Source organism: Accumulibacter sp., assembly GCF_029255125.1.
Lineage (GTDB): Bacteria > Pseudomonadota > Gammaproteobacteria > Burkholderiales > Rhodocyclaceae > Accumulibacter.
Genome location: NZ_JAPUVR010000132.1, coordinates 18,789 through 37,670 on the forward strand (window position 1 = coordinate 18,789; position 18,882 = coordinate 37,670).

Genomic DNA, 18,882 nt, shown 5'->3' on the forward strand with positions numbered 1-18,882 from the left:
GGTATGTGTGGGATTACCGGTATCTTCGATCTGCGCGGGCAACGCGAGCTAGATCGCGGCACACTCGCGCGGATGAACGAGTCACAGCACCACCGCGGCCCCGACGAAGGAGGGACACACCTCGAGCCCGGCCTCGGTCTCGGCCATCGCCGGCTGTCGATCATCGACCTGTCGACCGGCCAGCAGCCCCTGTACAACGAAGACAAGAGCGTCTGCGTGGTATTCAACGGCGAGATCTACAACTACCAGGAACTCATTCCCGAGTTGCTTTCGCTCGGCCACGTCTTTCACACGCGCAGCGACACCGAGGTCATCGTGCATGCCTGGGAGTCCTGGGGCGAAGCCTGTGTGCAACGCTTTCGCGGCATGTTCGCCTTTGCCTTGTGGGATCGCAATCGGCAAACCCTCTTCCTTGCCCGCGACCGCCTGGCGGTCAAGCCGCTCTTCTACGCACACCTCGCCGATGGGCTGTTTCTCTTTGGTTCGGAGCTGAAGTCGCTGCTCGCGCATGGCGGCTTGCCGCGCGAGATCGATCCGCTGGCGGTCGAGGAGTACTTTGCCCTGGGCTACGTGGCCGAGCCGCGGACGATCTTTTGCCAGGCCAGAAAGCTCCCACCGGGCCACACGCTGACCCTGCGCCGGGGCCAGCCGCCGGCCGAACCGAAAGCCTACTGGGACCTGCGCTTCAGCCTGCATCAACCGCTGGCGCTCGAGGAGGCTTGCGACGAACTCAACAAGCGGCTGCGCGAATCGGTTCGCCTGCGCATGATTTCCGAAGTTCCGCTCGGCGCCTTCCTCTCCGGCGGCGTCGATTCGAGCGCGGTCGTGGCATTGATGGCCGGGCTGTCGCCGGCTCCGGTGAACACCTGTTCGATCGCCTTTGACGATCCTGCTTTCGACGAAGCAAAGTTCGCCAGAATCGTCGCCGATCGCTACCAGACCAACCACCACTGCGAAATGGTTGCCAGCGACGATTTTGATCTGGTTGACACGCTTGCCCGGCTGTACGATGAGCCGTACGCCGACAGTTCGGCGATTCCCACCTACCGCGTCTGCCAACTCGCGCGCCAGCATGTCACGGTGGCGCTTTCCGGCGACGGCGGCGACGAAACTTTCGGCGGTTATCGTCGCTATCGCCTGCACATGATGGAAGAGCGCATGCGCTCGGCGCTGCCGCTGGCCTTGCGGCGACCCTTGTTCGGTCTGCTCGGTCGGGTGTATCCGAAAGCCGACTGGGCGCCACGCGTCTTTCGCGCCAAGACGACCTTCGAGGGGATGGCGAGAACGGCCGTCGAAGCGTACTTCCATTCCGTCTCGATTCTGCGTGCTCCGATGCGCCGGCAATTGTTCACCGACCGTTTCCGGCGACAGATAGGTGGCTATTCCGCAGAGGAGGTATTTCGCAGCCATGCACAGCGGGCGGCCACCGATGATCCGCTGGCCTTGATCCAGTATCTCGATCTCAAGACGTACCTGGTTGGCGACATCAACACCAAGGTCGATCGGGCGAGCATGGCACACTCGCTCGAAGTGCGCGAGCCGCTGATGGATCACGAACTGGTCGAATGGATGGCGACCCTACCCTCCGCGCTCAAGTTGCGCAGCCAGGAAGGAAAGTTCCTGCTGAAGAAGGCGATGGAGCCCAGCCTGCCGTACGACGTGCTGTATCGTCCCAAGATGGGCTTTGCCGTACCCTTGGCGCGCTGGTTTCGCGGCCCGCTCAAGGAACGGATCCGGCAAGCGGTCCTTGGTCCGCGTCTGGCCGAAACCGGCTGGTTTGATCAGGCCTATCTGCGCCAGGTGGTCGATGCACATCAGTCGGGCACGGCCGACCACAGCGCACCGCTCTGGACGGTCCTCATGTTCGACGCGTTCCTGCGCAATGTTCTCGATTCGACTACAGGCCCTGCGGAAACTCGCGCCAACGCGAACGCGGTGGTCTGATCTGACCGGCTTTGCCCTCTGATGAGCACTCTCCTTTATCTCGTCCATCGCCTCCCCTATCCGCCGAACAAGGGGGACAAGGTACGCTCGTTTCATCTGCTCAAGCATCTGGCCGCGCGACACCGCGTTTTCCTGGGGACGTTCATCGACGATCCAGAGGACGAGCGTTACGTCGAAACCGTGCGCGGCTATTGCGCCGACCTGCATGTCGCCCGCCTCGACCCGAAACTTGCCCGGATACTCAGCCTGCGCGGCCTGCTCAGCGACCAGGCACTGAGCCTTCCCTACTACCGCAACGCGGGCCTGCAGGCCTGGGTCGATCGCACCCTGCGAACCGAAAAAATCGACGCGACGGTCATCTTTTCCTCGGTCATGGCGCAGTTCGTCGAGCGCCACACGGAAGTCGTCAGTCTGGTTGATTTCTGCGACGTCGACTCGTACAAGTGGACGCAGTACGCGGGGCGCCATCGCTGGCCGATGTCCTCGCTCTACCGACGCGAAGGCGAGCGTCTGCTCGCCTTCGAGCGCATGGTCGCTGCTCGCTCCAGTCGCTCGTTCTTCGTCACGCCGGCGGAAGTCGACCTGTTCGCTGGACTGGCGCCCGAATGCGCCGGCAAGATCGAGGCGATGTGCAACGGCGTGGACGCCGACTATTTTTCGCCGGCGCACGAACTGCCCTCGCCCTTTGCCGCCGACGAGCTGCCGGTCGTGTTCACCGGCGCGATGGACTATTGGCCGAACATCGACGGGGCGAGCTGGTTCGCCAAGGAGGCCTTCCCGCAACTGGCGCGTGCCTGGCCGACGCTGCGTTTCTTCATCGTTGGGCGAAGCCCGACCCCAGCCGTACAGGGGCTCGCCAACAACCGCATCGTGGTCACCGGAACGGTCCCTGACGTTCGCCCATACCTGCGCCACGCGGCGGTCGTCGTTGCCCCCCTGCGCCTGGCGCGCGGCGTGCAGAACAAGATTCTCGAAGCCATGTCGATGGGCCGACCCGTGATCGCCTCACAGGAGTGCGCGACGCCGATTGACGCTGTCGCCGAACGCGATTTCCTGACCGCGGGAGGCATCGACGATTTCGTCGCGCAGGTCGACAGCCTGCTGCGCGAACCCGCACGCGCTGCGGCGATCGCCGTCGCCGGGCGAGAGCGGGTGCTCGAACGCTACAGTTGGGATGCGCACCTGTCGACCATCGACCGCCATATCGGACTGACCGCAGCCGGCAGGGAGTCGGTCCGATGAGCCTGCGCATTCTGCACGTCCTCGATCATTCGATTCCGCTGCACAGCGGCTATACCTTTCGCACGCTGTCGATTCTGCGCGAACAGCGCAAGCTCGGCTGGCAAACGTTTCATCTGACGACGCCGCGGCATCTGCTTGGTCGCTCGCTGGAGGAGGAGGTCGATGGCTGGCATTTCTTTCGCACGCCGGTAAGCGAAGCAGGTAGCCGGCGCTGGCCGGGCCTCGATGAACTTGCCTTGATGCGGCGTGTCGAGCAACGGCTGCTGGAGGTGGCGCAAAAGGTCAGACCGCAAATCCTGCATGCGCATTCGCCGGTGCTCAACGCCATTCCCGCCTTGCGCGTTGGCCGCCGTCTCGGCCTGCCGGTTGCCTACGAGGTACGCGCGTTCTGGGAGGATGCTGCGGTAGACCACGGCACGACGAGCGAAGGGAGCCTGCGTTACCGTCTGACGCGCGGCTTGGAAACCTGGGCGCTGAAGCGCGCCGATCAGGTGTTCACAATTTGTGAAGGACTGCGTAACGACATCGTCCAGCGGGGAATTCCTGCCGAAAAGGTCACCGTCATTCCGAACGCTGTCGACATCGAATCGTTTGTCGGCGGCGGGCCGGCCGACGCGCGGCTGAAGAGCCAGCTTGGCCTGAGCGGAGCAACTGTAATCGGCTTCATCGGGTCGTTCTATGCCTATGAGGGGCTCGATCTGCTGATCGATGCCTTGCCCGAGATTCTGCGCCAACGACCCGACGTGCGCGTTCTGCTCGTCGGCGGCGGACCACAGGAAGCAGCGCTCAGACAACAGATCGCTCGCCTCGGCGTCGAGTCCAAGGTCGTCATCGCCGGGCGCGTGCCGCACAGCGAAGTGCAGCGCTACTACGATCTGGTCGATGTGCTGGCTTACCCGCGACATTCGATGCGCCTGACCGACCTGGTGACGCCACTCAAACCGCTCGAAGCGATGGCGCAGGGCCGTCTTCTGGTCGCCTCGGATGTCGGGGGACACCGCGAGCTGATTCGCCACGGGGAAAACGGCATCCTTTTTCGGGCAGGCAGCAAGGAGGCTCTGGCGGACGCCGTCGGGCAACTGCTGACCGAGCGCGAACGCTGGCCGGCGCTGCGCGCGGCTGGTCGGCAGTTCGTCGAGAACGAGCGCAACTGGACAGCGAGCGTGGCGCGCTACGCCACGGCCTACGCACGCATCGCCAAGAACGCAAACGCTTGATGTGGGCAGCCGGGCGCTCGATCAAGACCGATCTCTCTCCGACCAATGCGTGACTTGTTCCCAACCCTCATCCGTCGCCAGCCACGCGACGCTGGCGTCAGCCACGGCCAGCGTGACCGCCGCGATGCCCTAGGTAACTGATGCGCGATCTCCTGCTTTCGGCAATCGTCTTCGGCGCCTTGCCGCTGATTCTTTACCGACCGCACATCGGCGCCCTGATGTGGGTGTGGATCGGCATGATGAATCCACACCTGCTGACCTTCGGTTTCGCCGCACGCATACCCTTTGCTCAGTTGGTTGCGTTGACGACACTGGTTGGCTTCGCCTTCACCCGGCGCAAGCAGGCGTTTCCACTCAACACGATCACTGCCCTGCTCGTTTCGTTCTTTCTCTGGATGTGCGTCACCCGCATCTTCGCGCTCAATACGGACGATGTCGTGAACGAGATGTGGGGACGTGTGTTCAAGATTCAGTTGATGCTGTGGGTCACCTTGATGCTGATTTCCGGTCGCCGGCAGATCGACCAGTTGATCTGGACGATCGCCGCTTCAATTGGCTACTACGGCGTCAAGGGCGGCGTCTTCACTGCGTTGACGGGTGGCGCGCATCGCGTCTGGGGACCCCAGGGCTCTTTCATCGGCGGCAACAACGAACTGGCTCTCGCACTGGTCGTACTCATCCCATTGCTGTACTACCTTTGGTCGACCAATACCCAGCGCTGGCTGCGCCATGGACTGCTTTTTGCCATTTGCACTTGCGCACTCGCCGCGCTCGGCAGCCATTCGCGCGGCGCGCTGCTGGCGATCACCGCCATGGTGGCTTTCCTGATCGTGAAAAGCGGCCGCCAGGTGACGTTGTTACTTCTCGCCCCGCTGGTTGGCGCGATCCTGCTGTTTGTCATGCCGGAGAGCTGGTGGGCCCGGATGGAGACGATCGAGACCTACCAGGAAGACACTTCGGCGATGGCACGCCTGCACACCTGGCGAATGGTCTGGACGCTGGCGCTCGACCGCCCGATCGTCGGCGCCGGCTTCGACCTGAGCAATCCGCTCTTGTACCATCTCTACGCCGAAAACAAGGAGGTGACCGCACACGCCGCTCACAGCATCTATTTTCAGGCTCTCGGCGAGCACGGCTTCGTCGGCCTCGCCCTCTACCTGTGCCTGGGTTACACGAGTTGGCGCTGGGCGGCGAAGCTTGCCCGGAAGACCGGCAACGCGGAGACGGATTGCTGGGTGCCGCAACTCATGCGCATGGTGCAGACGAGCATGATAGGCTTTGCGGTTGGCGGCGCCTTCCTCGGCTTGCTGCATTTTGACCTTCCCTACTATCTTATCGGGCTGATTGTGCTGGCTCGCCGCGAGATGCACGCGACTACCGCGGGCGGCGCTGCACCTGCGGCAGAGCCTCCCGCGACTGGCCTGACCCATCATGGAGATCCACTCAAATGAGGGCATTCCTTACCCGCATCCTGCTCCGGCGATGGCGAGTGTACCGTTCGCCGACGGCGTCCAGCCTGAGACGAGTGTTGGTCGCCGTAAGCGTAGCCGCCAGCGTGCTCGGCGGTACGCACGTGCAGGCGGATACACAGAACGATATGACGAAAGAAGAGTACGCGCTGCTGCCCGAGATTTGCCACCACAAGGCATGGGTCTGGAGTCAGAACATGAACCCACCCGGCTCGGAGAAATGGGAGGCCTACTTCGGGAAGTCCGATTTCCTGCCCGTACACCACTATTGCTGGGGTCTCGTTCGCCTGGCCCGCTCGTACCGTGTCGACCGCAGCGCAAAGGAACGGGAGTGGGACCTGCGCGAGGCCGACGGAGGGTTTCTGTATGTCATCCAGAACAGCAGTTCTAAGACGCCCTTGCTGGCCGAGCTATGGACCAGGCGCCTGCAGGTGGCCGTCCTGCAGCGCAACAACCTGGCCGCGGCCGACGCCTATCGCGCCGCTGTGCAGGCCGATGCCAAATATTGGCGCGCTTACTGGTGGTGGGCCTACTGGCTGAACAAGAACGGCAAGACGGGTGAAGCGATCAAGGTGATTGAAGAGGGGCAGCGCAACGCTCCCGGAGCGCGTGGACTGGACAAGCTCATGCTCGAGATTCGCGGCCCTGGCAAGGCGAAGGCGAAGTAGCCGATGGCCCTCTGGAAGACCGCGTACCGGATGCTGGCGCCCGGCGGGCGGCGCGGCAAACTCCTGATCTTCATTTTTCATCAGGTTCTGCGCGAACCCGACCCACTGCGTCCCTACGAGCCGGATGCCGAACAGTTTGACTGGATGGTGCAGCACATCGCGCGAAACTTTAGTGTTCTGCCCCTCGCCGACGCGGCGGCTCGTCTGGCCGCCGGCTCGCTGCCGCCGGCGGCTGCCTGTATCACGTTTGACGATGGCTACCGCAACAACGCCGAACTCGCTTTGCCGATCCTCCGCCGACACGGAGCGGTGGCGACGTTCTTCGTCGCCAGCGGCTTCTTGGGACAGGGGCGCATGTGGAACGATGACCTCATCGAAGCGGTGCGCCAGCTCGGCTCGGCGGATGCCGACTGGCGCGCGTACGGCTTGGGTGTGCACCGTCTGACAACGCCCGCCGATCGTCTGCAGTGCCTGGCCGACGTTCTGCCTCGGCTGAAGTATTTTCCGCACGCCGAGCGCGCCAGCGTGGCGCGGGAGGTTGCGCGTGCCGCCGGAGTCGCCGAAGAAAGCAGCATGATGATGGAAGCCGAGCACCTTGCGCAGCTGATTGCCAGCGGCATGGAGATCGGCGCGCACACCCACAGCCATCCGATACTCGGCCAGATCGGACCCGAGGAAGCGCGCGCCGAGGTTGCCCGTGGCCGAAGCGAACTCGAGCGCATGACCGGCCACCCGATCCGCCTGTTCGCTTATCCAAATGGCGACACACGGCGCGATCTCGGGCAGCGCGATGTGGACTTGGTGCGCGACCTCGGCTTCGCCTGTGCGGTCATTACCGATCCGGGTTTTGCTGTGGCGGCGACGAACCCGTACCTGCTACCCAGATTCACGCCCTGGGACCGAACGCCCGGGCGCTTCGCGATGCGCTGTAGCATGGCTCTGGCCGGCCGCTTGTAAGCTGGATTTCTGGCGGGTCAGTCGCCTGCAGAGAGGGAGAGCACACGATGAAGGCGATGCTGCTTGAAGCACCCGGTCGCCCGCTGCGACTCGTCGAATGGCCGCGGCCACAGCCCGCAGCGGGACAGCTGCTGCTCGCGGTACGCGCATGCGGCGTCTGCCGTACGGACCTGCACGTCTTCGACGGCGAACTCTGGCAGGGCAAACTCCCGCTTGTCCTGGGACACGAAATCGTCGGCCGAGTGGTCGAGAGAGGCGCCGGTGTCGAACGTTTTGCGCTCGGTCAGCGGGTCGGCGTCCCCTGGCTGGGGCGTACGTGTGGCCGCTGCCCGCACTGCGCTCGCGGGACCGAGAACCTTTGCGCGGCGGCCGAGTTCACCGGGTATACGCTGGACGGCGGCTACGCCGAATTCGCTCTTGCCGATCAAAACTATTGCTTCGCGCTGCCCGATTGCTATTCCGATACCGAGGCGGCGCCCCTGCTCTGTGCCGGGCTGATCGGCTATCGCTCGCTGATGGCGACCGGCGAGGCGCGCCGTCTCGGCATCTATGGCTTCGGCGCGGCAGCCCACATTGTCGCCCAAGTGGCGCGCTGGCAGGAGCGAGAGATTTACGCATTCACCAAACCTGGCGATCTCGCCGGACAGGATTTTGCCCGCCAAATGGGCGCCGACTGGGCTGGTGGAGCCGACGCGGAGCCGCCGGATGAACTCGACGCGGCAATCATCTTCGCCCCGGCCGGCGAGCTCGTGCCGCAGGCACTGCGCCATACGGCAAAGGGTGGAACGGTCGTCTGTGCGGGAATTCACATGAGCGACATTCCGGCCTTTCCCTACGCCATCCTGTGGGGCGAACGCTGCGTACGTTCGATCGCCAATCTGACGCGCCGTGATGGCGAGGAGTTCTTCGCCGTCGCCCCGCTGGCCGGCGTACGCACCGAGGTGACGACGTTTCCGCTCGCCGCCGCGAACGAAGCGCTCCAGCGCCTGCGCACTGGTCAGGTGCAGGGTGCCGCAGTTCTCGTCATGGACTGAGCGAGAGAGCACACGACGTCGCTGCGCGAAGCTTCAGAAGCTATAGCGCAGTTCGGTATAGACGCGATCCTTGGCATCGTAGCGACCAAAGAAACCGAGCGCTGGCCCCTTGAAGACATCGGCGCCGAGCGCCAGACGCCAGTTCTTCTCAAAGTTCCAGAGGACACGCGGGCGCAGCAACCAGTCCGTGCGGTTCAGGCTGGCTATCCACAGCGCCTGCGCTTCGACCCGATCACCAAACTTGCGGTTGAACAGCACGCTGAAGCCATTTTCATTCCGGTCGGGAATGATCGCGGAGTTGTGATCGATGACATGGCTTTGGAACAGTTGCAGATTGATTCGCGTGTCGGTGAACTCGGTGTAATCGAGTCCAAGAATCCAGTTCAGCGTGTCCTGGCGAACCAGGCCGTCGGGGTCGTTGAAGTCCTTGACCTCGTAGCGCTGCCCGCGCGTATAGACGGCTTCGGCCTTGATCACGACACGCCCGAGATCCTTGCCAAGGGTCGCCCCGAACTGATCGATTCTTTCGTGCCGACCCTGATAGACGAGCGTCGGTTGCGCGTTGGCGACGTTCTGGCGGTAGAAGGTCGGCGCGACGTTCATGCTGCTGTAGGCAAAAGCGGCAAGATCCCAACCGTCACGCAGGACCGATAGGCGCAAACCGTAATTGGTGTGCGACAAGCTGCGCGAAGGCCTCTTCTCGTTGCGGAAGACTGCGCTTCCCGGCGGCACCAGTGTGTGGGCGAAAAACTCGGAATAGGGCTTGCCGATCTCGTCGTAGCTGGGGACGGGAATCCAGAGGAATTCGGCGTGGAAGTCGTCCCGGAAGTACTCGGCGCGCGCGGCCCATTGTGGAATGCGCAGGATGTCGAACTCGGGCAGGATGAACTGACGCATGTCGCGTGCCGAAACCACGTCGGCAAAAAAAAGCCCGACCATCTCTCCCCAGACGACGTGTTGCCGGCCAAGGCGGAAATCCCAATCCCCCGCACCGATATCGATGTAGTTCTCGCGTAGCAGGACGTTGGCACGCTGATCGCGGGCAACGGCGTGTGGGTAATAGTCGGTCAGCGCATAGTTCGCGTCATAGTCGACACGCGCGCCCAGCTTCCACTTGACGTTGCTCGCCAGATTCCCCTGGGCCGTCACATCCGCGCGAGTCATCATGGCCGACCAATGTCGCGGCTTGGCCACGGTATAAGCCATCTCGTTCTGGACGAAACCTCGGATCCCGGCCGGCGCAGCCGGCGCACTGCGACCGCCGACGGCCGGCTTCTGCGTCTTGCTCGACTCATCGTCGTCAAACAGACTGTCGCGCGTTGCCGGTGCTTCGGCTGGCTCAGCAGCGTCGTCGTCGAACAACGCGTCCTTGCTCTTCGGCAAGGCATCACCCGCTGCCGCCGCCAGACGAACGGCGTTTACCGAGCCTGGCCGCGCACGCTCGACGGTCAAGCTATCGCTGCTGCCCTGGCCCGCCAAGCTGTCCGCCATCGCCGGCAGGGAAAATGCGGCCACGGCGAAGGCGAACTGGAGCATCGAAAATTGGTTAGGGCGCATCGGCATTGTTGTTCTCCCCTGGAGACGCCGACTCGGCAGTCGACTGGCTATCGGTTTGGTTATCGCCATGGACATCGGAAGGTGGACGGCGGACGACCGACCAGCGGGTCTGCGAACGCTGACGGATGCCGAGCAAGGCGATTTCGCCGTCTTCGATGCGGACCAGACGATCGGCCTTGGCAATCACGCGTTTGTCGTGGGTGGAAAAAATGAACGTTGTGCGTAGCGACGAGCGATTGATGCTCTTCATCAGCAGGAGGATCTCCTCCCCGGTCTTGTGGTCAAGGTTGGCGGTCGGCTCGTCAGCAAGGACGATCGCCGGCCGGATCGCCAGCGCGCGGGCAATTGCCACCCGTTGTCGCTGGCCGCCGCTCAACTGGCTTGGCCGATGGTTGGCAAACTTCGACAGGCCCACCACGTCAAGGAAGAAAGCAACCCGCTTCTGGCGTTCGGCTGGTGACACGTCGCGACGATGCAGCAGTGGGTATTCGACGTTCTCGGCAGCCGAGAGGACGGGCAGCAAATTGAAGGTCTGAAAGATGAAGCCGATCGTATGGGCACGCAGATCAGCCAGCTGATCGGGCGTACGGCCGCTAACATCCTGTTCATTGATGTAGATTTTGCCGCTCGTCGGTGTGTCGATGCAGCCGATCAGATTGAGCAGCGTGGTCTTGCCGCTGCCCGATGGACCGGCGATCGCGAGGAAGACACCCGGGTCAAAAGACAAAGTAATGCCCTTAAGGGCTTGGACTTTCTGCTCTCCGAGCAGATAATCCTTAAATACGCGTTCTATGCGGACAACGGGCGTTTTGTCGGGGTCAGGGCTCATGCAGTGGCAATCGGTGTCAACTTGTCCTGCCAACCGCATCAACGATCGGCACTATGGAGTGAAAACTATGGAAATCATGACCAGCCGTCATTGTCGTGTCAACACTGCGCTGCTTGCCGCGGTGTTTGCGTTCTTCGCCTGCACGGCGGCAAACGCCGCCACGCCTACCGAGGAGGCCGATGCCGAAGCTCGCCAGATCGTCGAGAAGGCCGATCAGGTGCGCTTTCCGGCCGAGGGCTTTCAGGTCGATGTGACGATCACCACCACCGGTAGCGACCAGAACAGCGACGTGCGCAAGTATCGCGTCCTTGCCAAGGGCAATAGCAACAGCATCGTGCGGGTCACCGAGCCGGCCTCCGAACGCGGCCAGATTCTCCTTATGAAGGGCCGTGATCTATGGGTCTTCATGCCGGACGTGTCGCAGCCCATACGCCTCGCTCTCTCGCAGCGGCTGACCGGCCAGGTGGCCAATGGCGATCTGGCGCGTGCCAACTTTGCCGCTGATTACAATCCGACGCTGCTGCGCAAGGAAAAGCTTGGCGGCGACGAGCACTACGTCCTGGAACTGACTGGCGTGGACCGCGGGGTGACTTACCAGCGTGTAGTGTACTGGGTGCGCGAAAAAGACTTCGCGCCGTACAAGGCCGAGTTCTACTCGCTGTCGAACCGTTTGTTGAAGACCTGCAAGTACGAGAACTTCAAGATGATGGAGGGTCGGAAACGGCCGACCCGGCTGGTCATGGAGGATGCCCTGCGGGGAGGCGAGCAGTCGGTGCTGGAGTACGGAAGCATGAAGCTGCGCGACCTGCCGGACAAGATCTTCACCAAAGACTATCTCAAGAAGCTTGATTAACCCAACGCAAGGAAGAATTCACGTGTTTCTTTCCAGTTTGACCGAACGGGCGATGAGCCAGGGGTATCGGCGCTTCTTCCGGGTCGTTCCAGCGACCACCGACGCGCTGCGGGCAGAAAACTATCGCGTCCGACATCAGGTGTATTGCCGCGAACTGGGGTTCGAACCGGTGCGTGCGGATGGCCTGGAAACCGACGCTTTCGATGCGCAGTCGATCCATTGCCTCGTACAGTCCGTGTCGACCGGCGAGTACGTCGGCTGCGCGCGTCTCGTGCTGACCAGGCAGGCGGAACGGCAAAGCCCGCTGCCGTTCGAGATTGCCTGTGACGCCGTTCTCGACCGGTCGGTCGTCGACCCGCGAGCCCTCGATCGATCACGCATTGCGGAAATTTCGCGCCTGGCGGTTGTTGGCAACTATCGGCGCCGGCGAGGCGAACAGGACAAACCGATCTCGCTCTCCGAGGAGGATTTTGGCACGCCGGATCGGCCGCGCCAGCCTTATCTGGCGATGGCGGTATACCTGGCGCTGATTGCGCTTGCCCGGCACCACGGCATCACGACGCTCTTCGTCCTCACCGAACCGCGTCTGGCGGCGAATCTCGCTCGACTCGGAGTAAACATCAGGCGGATCGGCGGCGAGATTGAGCACCGTGGGATTCGTGTTCCATCGGTGATGTCGGTGTCCGAAATCATCGACGGCATGAACTTTCTTGTTCGCGCGGTCTTTACCGTGATTGCCGATGAAGTCGAGACGGGCCTGCGCGCAGCCGGATAGATGCCAATACCGACCCTGGCCAGGGCTCAGCCCGCCGGCCTGGGTAGCGGTATCCTCCTCTCCCTGGATCGTTCCGGAGGACTGATGAACGCCACACCAAACGTCGATTTTCGCCCACAGATTCCTGCTCGTGTGTCGGTGCCGGCGACCGACCATATCCTTGTCGTTGGCGATCAGGGATTGAGCGGCTTTGCCTACGATCACCTGCTCGGCGCCAAAGACCGTCATCTCGAGGAGTGCCACACAGGGAACGAAGCTTTCACGCGCCTCGACCGCGGCGATATCGACCTGCTGATCCTCGATCTCGACCTGCCCGACATGCAGGGCAGCGAGATCATGGAATGGATGCGGCAGAAGGAGATCCCGACCGCAGTGATCATTTTCAGCCGCCAACCGACCGTCGAGTCGGCCATTGGTGCGCTACGCTACGGCGCCTACGAGTTCATCCGGCAACACGACGAGCCGGCGGAAGTCGTCGAGAGCGTCGAACGCGCCTTGCTTCGCCACCGGCGCGAACGTGAGTGTGCGCTGATGGTCGTTCGCCTCGAACACTCGGAGCGCCTCTACCGCCTGCTCGTCGAGCAGTCGCCGGACATCATCTACACGCTCGACGAGAAGGGCTGTTTCCTGTTCGTCAATGGTCGGGTGCAATTCCTGCTGGGTCACTCGCAGGAGGAGTTGATCGGCCAGCACTACTCGGTGATCGTTCATCCCGATGACGTCGAGCACGCGCGCTTCGCCTTCAACGAGCGGCGTATCGGCGACCGCGCCAGCACCAACGTCGAGATCCGCTTGCAGGGCAAGGTCCCGGGCGTCCGTCATTTCGAAAACCGGACGATCGTCACCGTGCTCAGCGCGCGCGGCCTGTACGCGAGTCCCAACCAACTCGCGCAGCCGCATTTCATCGGCACTTCAGGCGTCGCACGCGACATCAGCGAACGGAAGAAGGCCGAGGAAGCGATCACCTTTCAGGCTTTCCACGACCTGTTGACCGGCCTGCCGAATCGAGTCCTCTTCAAGGACCGTCTCACCCTGGCGCTGCGCCAAGCGAAGCGGCAGGGCCAACGGCTGGCCGTGATGTTCATCGACATCGATCGCTTCAAGCTGGTGAACGATACCTACGGTCACCACGAGGGAGACGAACTACTCAAGTGCTTCGCCAAACGCGCGCGCGCGTGCTTGCGCTCGGGCGACACCCTGGCGCGGCAGGGCGGCGACGAGTTCACCGTCTTGCTGCCCGATGTCCATTCGGGCGACGACGCCGGGGCGATCGCCGGCAAGATCCTTGGCGAACTGCAGCGACCCTTCACCATCGCCGGCCAGCCGCTGCTCGCCACCGCCAGCATCGGTATCGCGCTCTTTCCGGACGATGGCGAGACGCCGGATGCGCTGCTTGGCAATGCCGATATTGCCATGTATCAGATCAAGGGACGCGGCAAGAACGGCTACCAGCAGTACCAGCCGGCAATGCGCAGCGGGCACAGCCATCGGGTCACGCTCGAGCGTGATCTACGCCGGGCGCTGGCGCACGGCGACCAGTTCGAGGTCTACTACCAGCCCTTGATCAGCATGAGTCGACAGCAGACGATAGGCGTCGAGGCACTGCTGCGCTGGCACCACCCAGAGCACGGGCTGATGGCGCCGGATCTCTTCATCCCGCTGGCGGAAGACAGCGGGATGATCGTCGACCTGAGCAACTGGGTGCTCAACCAGGCTCTGCGCCAGCTTGCTCATTGGCGTGGCAAGGGAATGCGCGAGCTCCGAATGGCGCTCAACATCTCGCCTAGAGAGTTTGCCGGCAGCGACCTGTACGAACGCCTGATGCGCGGACTTGACGTGCACGCGGTGCCGGCCGAGGCGCTCGACATCGAGATCAGCGAACACCTGCTGACCGAGGACGCCGAGCGCCACATCGACATCGTCAAGCGCCTGCACCATGAAGGACTGCGCGTGTCGATCGATGACTTCGGCACGCGCTATTCGTCGCTCAATCACTTGCGGCGTTTTCCGATCAGCAGCCTGAAGATCGACCAGTCGTTCATTCGCGACCTCAACCCGCATAACCGGAAGTCGACCGCGATCGTCGACGCCATCTTTGGCATTGCGCGCAGTTTCGGCCTGCGCACGCTCGCCGAAGGCGTCGAAACCGACCTTCAGAAACAATTGCTGCGCGGACTGATGTGCGACGAAATGCAGGGCTTCCTGTTCAGTCGCCCACTCTCGGCGGCCGAGTTCGAGGAGTTTCTGGCCGCCGGAGCGTTTCCCTCGACCGGCTCGTCGACCGCGCACTGAACACACGCCGGCCGACCACCGCCAGTCGCCACCGCGCAGAAGCGGCGCGCCCGGCCCAGCCGAGCCCTGCCAGCGGCTTGGCCGGCCAACCCGGGGCGGCGGCTGGAATCGCCACCGCCGATCCCGCAACGACTGCTTGCACCATGCCCACCGACTATCTCGAAAGAATTCTCAACGCCCAGGTCTACGATGTCGCGAGCGAAACCCCGCTGGATCCAAGCCCGGGCCTGACCGAGCGTCTAGGCAACCGCCTGTTGCTCAAACGCGAGGATCTGCAGCCGGTGTTCTCGTTCAAGCTGCGTGGCGCGTACAACAAGATCGTCCGCCTGGCGCCCGAAAAGCTCGCCCGCGGCGTGATTTGCGCTTCCGCTGGCAATCACGCCCAAGGCGTTGCGCTGGCGGCGGCAACGCTCGGCTGCCGGGCGGTGATCGTCATGCCGACGACGACGCCACAGATCAAGGTGCAGGCAGTTCGCGCGCGTGGCGGCGAGGTCGTTCTCGCCGGCGAGTCGTACGACGAGGCGTACCGGCATGCCGTCGACCTCGAGCGGGCCGAAAAGCTCAGCTTCGTCCACCCCTTCGACGACCCCGAGGTGATCGCTGGCCAGGGAACGATCGGCATGGAAATCCTCCGCCAGCACGCGAAACCCATTCATGCCGTCTTTTGTGCCGTCGGCGGCGGCGGTCTGATTGCCGGCGTCGCCGCTTTCATCAAACGGGTCAGACCGCAGACGCGGATCATCGGGGTCGAAGCTGCCGATGCCGATGCCATGGCACGCTCGCTGCGCTCGGGTGAGCGGGTACGACTCGAGCACGTCGGCCTGTTTGCCGACGGAGCGGCAGTCAAGTACGTCGGCGAGGAGACCTTTCGGCTCTGTCGAATGTACGTCGACGAGATGGTGCTCGTCGATACCGATGCCATCTGTGCGGCAATCAAGGATGTCTTCGAAGACACGCGCGCAGTCCTCGAACCGGCTGGCGCGCTGGCTGTAGCTGGGGCCAAGGCTTATGTTCAGGTACACCAGCTGCGCGAGCAGACGCTGGTTGCTGTCGCTTCTGGCGCCAACCTGAACTTCGATCGCCTGCGCTTCGTCGCCGAACGTGCAGAAATCGGCGAGCAGCGCGAAGCCGTCTTTGCCGTGACGCTGCCTGAGCAACCCGGCGCCTACAAGCGCTTCGTCGCGCTCCTCGGACCGCGGCACATCACCGAATTCAACTATCGCTTCAACGATGTGCGCCAGGCGCACGTCTTCGTCGGTGTGCAGGTCGCCTCGCGCAACGAAGCGCAGCAGCTCCTGGCGCACCTGCGCGAGCACGGTTACCCGACGCTTGATCTGACTGACGACGAAATGGCCAAGGGGCACGTCCGACACCTGGTCGGCGGTCACTCGCCGCTGATCGGCAACGAGTTGCTCTACCGTTTCGAATTTCCCGAACGCCCTGGCGCCTTGATGAACTTCCTCAACCGGATGAGCTCAGGGTGGAACATCAGCCTCTTTCACTACCGGAACCACGGTGCCGACTATGGGCGCGTTCTGGTCGGTATGCAGGTGCCCAAGGATGAGATGAGCGAGTTCGCCCGCTTCCTCGATTCGCTTGGCTACGCGTACTGGAATGAAAGCGACAACCCCGCCTACAAGCTCTTTCTTGGCTAGCGTTATGTTTGAATGTAATAATAATCTAACTATTCATTCTTTCTTGGAATAAACATTTCCGCATACACTGCGCTGCGTGTTCATTTCCTGACGCGCCGGAGTCGCCGTGTTCAAACTGTCTTCCGCTCTTCTTGCCGGTCTTCTCTTCTGCGCGGCCGGCGCTTCGCCAGTGGCTGGCCAGACCACGCTGCTCAACGTGTCTTACGATCCCACGCGCGAGCTCTACCAACAGTTCAACGCCGCTTTCCTGCGCCAGCACAAGGCGCGCAACGGGGAAAACGTTTCCATCCGGCAGTCGCACGGTGGTTCGGGCAAACAGGCGCGAGCCATCGTCGACGGTCTGGAGGCCGACGTAGCGACCCTCGCGCTGGCCTACGACATCGATGCACTGGCGCAGCGCGAGCTGCTGCCCGCCAATTGGCAAAATCGCCTGCCGCACAACTCGGCGCCCTATACCTCGACGATCGTCTTCCTCGTGCGCAAGGGCAATCCGAAACAGATTCGCGACTGGGCCGACCTTGTCCGCCCGGGTGTCGCGGTCGTCATGCCCAACCCGAAGACCTCCGGCGGGGCGCGTTGGGCCTATCTTGCCGCCTGGGGCTCCGCGCTTCGCCAGGCAGCCGGTGACGAAGGCAAGGCGCAGGAGTTCGTCGGCAAGCTGCTGCGCAATGTTCCCGTCCTCGATGCGGGGGCACGCGCAGCGACCACGACCTTCGTCGAGCGCGGTATCGGTGATGCCTTGCTCACCTGGGAGAACGAAGCGCATCTGGCGGTGAAGGAACTTGGGCCGGACAAGGTCGAGATCGTTACCCCATCGCAGTCTATCCTGGCCGAGCCGGCGGTCGCGGTGATCGACCGGTATGCCGACAAACACGGCACACGCAAACTGGCCGAGGCTTACCTGGCCCACCTGTACTCGCCCGAGGGCCAGGAAATCGCTGCACGCAATTTCTATCGACCGCGCGACGCCAGGATTGGCGCGCGCTACAGCGGGAACTTCCCGAACTTGCGCTTGTTTACGGTGGACGAGGTGTTCGGCGGCTGGAAACAGGCGCAGCGGGTGCACTTTGCCGATGGGGGCACGTTTGATCGACTGTTTGGCCGCCGTTGAGCGCTGAGGATCCGCACGCACGTGCCGGGATCGCGGTGCCCCCGTCCGGCCCGGCAGGATGGCGTGCGCGAAGCGTAGCGAAGTGAACTGCGCAAGCGCTGCCCGGCGATGGCAGCGCCACACCGCCATCACCGGCGTCTTTTTTCCGGTTTTTGCGATTGCCTGCTAAGCTAGCGATTAGTGGCTAGCGAGCAGGAACTAATCGCTCAACAATCCAGGAGGTCCGCAACATGCCCATGAACATCGCCGGAAACGTCAGCGAATTGATCGGCAACACACCGCTCGTTCGCCTCAATCGTCTCGCGCACGGAATCAACGGTACGATCGCCGCCAAACTCGAGTTCTACAACCCGGCGCACAGCGTCAAGGACCGCATCGCGGCCGCGATGCTCGACGCTGCCCAAGCGGCGGGCCGGCTGACGCCGGATACCATCATTCTGGAACCCACTTCCGGCAACACGGGAATCGGCTTGGCGATGGTCTGCGCCGCACGTGGCATCAAGTGCTGCTTTGTCATGCCGGAGACGATGAGCCGCGAACGGCGCCTGCTGCTCAAGGCCTACGGTGCTGAACTCGTCCTCACGCCGGGGCCGGACGGAATGGCCGGGGCGATTCGCCGGGCCGAGGAAATGGCCGCTGCCGATTCTCGCTATCTGGTACCTCAGCAATTCGAGAATCCCGCCAATCCGGCAATTCACCGGGTAACGACGGCCGAAGAAGTCTGGCGCGACACCGATGGTCAGGTCGATATCTTCGTGGCCGGTGTCGGTACGGGTGGGACGATCACCGGGGTGGGCGAAGTCCTCAAGGCGCGCAAACCCCAGGTGCACGTAGTTGCCGTCGAGCCCGACGCCTCGCCCGTCCTTTCCGGCGGCCAGAAGGGCCCACATCCGATCCAGGGAATCGGCGCGGGTTTTGTGCCGCGCGTTCTCAACACTGCGGTTTTCAATGAAGTGCTGCGCGTCAAGGCGGATGACGCGTTCGCCATAGCGCGCCGTATGGCGAGTGAAGAAGGTTTGCTGGTCGGCATTTCGTCGGGTGCCGCCGTCTGGGCGGCGCTGGAAGTCGCGCGTCGGGCGGAAAACGCCGGCAAGCTGACCGTCGTCGTTATCCCGTCGTTTGGCGAACGCTATTTGTCGACCCAGCTTTACGCTCATCTCGAGGCCTGACTTCGCGCGCCGAAACGCCTGCCAAACACGCCGCAGCCGCGCGCGAGGCAACATGCCGGTCGACGATTCCATCGCGTCGCCGCCTCCGGCCCCGGTCCCCGTCGGGTCCG

The 18,882-nt window shown here is 63.1% G+C and carries 15 protein-coding genes; 13 read left to right on the top strand and 2 right to left on the bottom strand.

Annotation, left to right across the window (positions count from 1 at the left end; translation table 11 throughout):
* The first annotated feature begins 3 nt into the window (after positions 1–3).
* The 7 genes from Q1L59_RS14155 (at position 4) to Q1L59_RS14185 (ending at position 8,531) form a co-directional block, all read left to right on the top strand.
* Positions 4–1,944 carry an XrtA/PEP-CTERM system amidotransferase gene (locus Q1L59_RS14155; protein WP_300333322.1) on the top strand — a complete coding sequence of 647 codons (1,941 nt, stop codon included), beginning with the start codon at positions 4–6 and terminating at the stop codon, positions 1,942–1,944.
* Positions 1,945–1,965: 21 nt separating this feature from the next.
* Complete coding sequence (locus Q1L59_RS14160; protein ID WP_300333324.1) at positions 1,966–3,186, top strand: TIGR03087 family PEP-CTERM/XrtA system glycosyltransferase; 1,221 nt, start codon at positions 1,966–1,968, stop codon at positions 3,184–3,186.
* The gene (locus tag Q1L59_RS14165; RefSeq protein WP_300333327.1) at positions 3,183–4,403 is read left to right on the top strand and encodes a TIGR04063 family PEP-CTERM/XrtA system glycosyltransferase; all 1,221 of its coding nucleotides are present in this window, start codon (positions 3,183–3,185) and stop codon (positions 4,401–4,403) included. Before Q1L59_RS14160 ends, Q1L59_RS14165 begins: the two co-directional genes overlap by 4 nt.
* A gap of 140 nt (positions 4,404–4,543) precedes the next feature.
* A complete protein-coding gene (locus Q1L59_RS14170; RefSeq protein ID WP_300333330.1) occupies positions 4,544–5,854 on the top strand; it encodes a putative O-glycosylation ligase, exosortase A system-associated in 1,311 nt (436 codons plus the stop codon).
* Positions 5,851–6,540: a hypothetical protein gene (locus Q1L59_RS14175; protein WP_300333334.1), complete on the top strand. Its 690-nt coding sequence runs from the start codon at positions 5,851–5,853 to the stop codon at positions 6,538–6,540. The genes Q1L59_RS14170 and Q1L59_RS14175 overlap by 4 nt, the downstream gene beginning before the upstream one ends.
* 3 nt (positions 6,541–6,543) lie before the next feature.
* The gene (locus Q1L59_RS14180; RefSeq protein WP_300333337.1) at positions 6,544–7,497 is read left to right on the top strand and encodes a polysaccharide deacetylase family protein; all 954 of its coding nucleotides are present in this window, start codon (positions 6,544–6,546) and stop codon (positions 7,495–7,497) included.
* Positions 7,498–7,544: 47 nt separating this feature from the next.
* Complete coding sequence (locus Q1L59_RS14185; RefSeq protein WP_300333339.1) at positions 7,545–8,531, top strand: zinc-dependent alcohol dehydrogenase family protein; 987 nt, start codon at positions 7,545–7,547, stop codon at positions 8,529–8,531.
* 33 nt (positions 8,532–8,564) lie between these two features.
* On the opposite strand, the gene Q1L59_RS14190 is transcribed toward Q1L59_RS14185, so the two are convergent.
* Complete coding sequence (locus tag Q1L59_RS14190) at positions 8,565–10,094, bottom strand: DUF1302 family protein (RefSeq protein ID WP_300333343.1); 1,530 nt, start codon at positions 10,092–10,094, stop codon at positions 8,565–8,567.
* Positions 10,078–10,917: an ABC transporter ATP-binding protein gene (locus tag Q1L59_RS14195; RefSeq protein ID WP_300333344.1), complete on the bottom strand. Its 840-nt coding sequence runs from the start codon at positions 10,915–10,917 to the stop codon at positions 10,078–10,080. Before Q1L59_RS14195 ends, Q1L59_RS14190 begins: the two co-directional genes overlap by 17 nt.
* Here Q1L59_RS14195 and Q1L59_RS14200 point away from each other — a divergent pair.
* The 6 genes from Q1L59_RS14200 to cysK all read left to right on the top strand — a co-directional run bounded on the left by Q1L59_RS14200 (position 10,916) and on the right by cysK (position 18,772).
* Positions 10,916–11,770, top strand: coding sequence for an outer membrane lipoprotein-sorting protein (locus tag Q1L59_RS14200; RefSeq protein WP_300333346.1), 855 nt, complete (start codon positions 10,916–10,918; stop codon positions 11,768–11,770). The two genes, Q1L59_RS14195 and Q1L59_RS14200, sit on opposite strands and share 2 nt — an antisense overlap.
* 22 nt (positions 11,771–11,792) lie before the next feature.
* Positions 11,793–12,545 (top strand): PEP-CTERM/exosortase system-associated acyltransferase, encoded by a 753-nt coding sequence (locus tag Q1L59_RS14205; protein ID WP_300333349.1) that lies wholly within the window; start codon positions 11,793–11,795, stop codon positions 12,543–12,545.
* A gap of 84 nt (positions 12,546–12,629) precedes the next feature.
* Positions 12,630–14,837, top strand: a complete 2,208-nt coding sequence (locus Q1L59_RS14210; protein ID WP_300333350.1) for an EAL domain-containing protein — start codon at positions 12,630–12,632, stop codon at positions 14,835–14,837.
* A gap of 143 nt (positions 14,838–14,980) precedes the next feature.
* The gene (ilvA, locus tag Q1L59_RS14215; RefSeq protein WP_300333351.1) at positions 14,981–16,492 is read left to right on the top strand and encodes a threonine ammonia-lyase, biosynthetic; all 1,512 of its coding nucleotides are present in this window, start codon (positions 14,981–14,983) and stop codon (positions 16,490–16,492) included.
* 115 nt (positions 16,493–16,607) lie between these two features.
* Positions 16,608–17,603 carry a sulfate ABC transporter substrate-binding protein gene (locus Q1L59_RS14220; protein WP_300333463.1) on the top strand — a complete coding sequence of 332 codons (996 nt, stop codon included), beginning with the start codon at positions 16,608–16,610 and terminating at the stop codon, positions 17,601–17,603.
* Between the two features lie 236 nt (positions 17,604–17,839).
* Positions 17,840–18,772: a cysteine synthase A gene (gene cysK / locus Q1L59_RS14225; RefSeq protein ID WP_300333465.1), complete on the top strand. Its 933-nt coding sequence runs from the start codon at positions 17,840–17,842 to the stop codon at positions 18,770–18,772.
* Positions 18,773–18,882 lie beyond the last annotated feature (110 nt).

Excerpts from the sequence above, each read along its gene's own strand:
- Q1L59_RS14160 (WP_300333324.1), top strand. The coding sequence starts at position 1,966 with ATGAGCACTCTCCTTTATCTCGTCCATCGCCTCCCCTATCCGCCGAAC.
- cysK (WP_300333465.1), top strand. The coding sequence starts at position 17,840 with ATGAACATCGCCGGAAACGTCAGCGAATTGATCGGCAACACACCGCTC.
- Q1L59_RS14195 (WP_300333344.1), bottom strand. The coding sequence starts at position 10,917 with ATGAGCCCTGACCCCGACAAAACGCCCGTTGTCCGCATAGAACGCGTA.
- Q1L59_RS14210 (WP_300333350.1), top strand. The coding sequence starts at position 12,630 with ATGAACGCCACACCAAACGTCGATTTTCGCCCACAGATTCCTGCTCGT.
- Q1L59_RS14170 (WP_300333330.1), top strand. The coding sequence starts at position 4,544 with ATGCGCGATCTCCTGCTTTCGGCAATCGTCTTCGGCGCCTTGCCGCTG.
- Q1L59_RS14175 (WP_300333334.1), top strand. The coding sequence starts at position 5,851 with ATGAGGGCATTCCTTACCCGCATCCTGCTCCGGCGATGGCGAGTGTAC.
- Q1L59_RS14185 (WP_300333339.1), top strand. The coding sequence starts at position 7,545 with ATGAAGGCGATGCTGCTTGAAGCACCCGGTCGCCCGCTGCGACTCGTC.
- ilvA (WP_300333351.1), top strand. The coding sequence starts at position 14,981 with ATGCCCACCGACTATCTCGAAAGAATTCTCAACGCCCAGGTCTACGAT.
- Q1L59_RS14200 (WP_300333346.1), top strand. The coding sequence starts at position 10,916 with ATGCAGTGGCAATCGGTGTCAACTTGTCCTGCCAACCGCATCAACGAT.
- Q1L59_RS14155 (WP_300333322.1), top strand. The coding sequence starts at position 4 with ATGTGTGGGATTACCGGTATCTTCGATCTGCGCGGGCAACGCGAGCTA.
- Q1L59_RS14165 (WP_300333327.1), top strand. The coding sequence starts at position 3,183 with ATGAGCCTGCGCATTCTGCACGTCCTCGATCATTCGATTCCGCTGCAC.
- Q1L59_RS14190 (WP_300333343.1), bottom strand. The coding sequence starts at position 10,094 with ATGCCGATGCGCCCTAACCAATTTTCGATGCTCCAGTTCGCCTTCGCC.
- Q1L59_RS14180 (WP_300333337.1), top strand. The coding sequence starts at position 6,544 with ATGGCCCTCTGGAAGACCGCGTACCGGATGCTGGCGCCCGGCGGGCGG.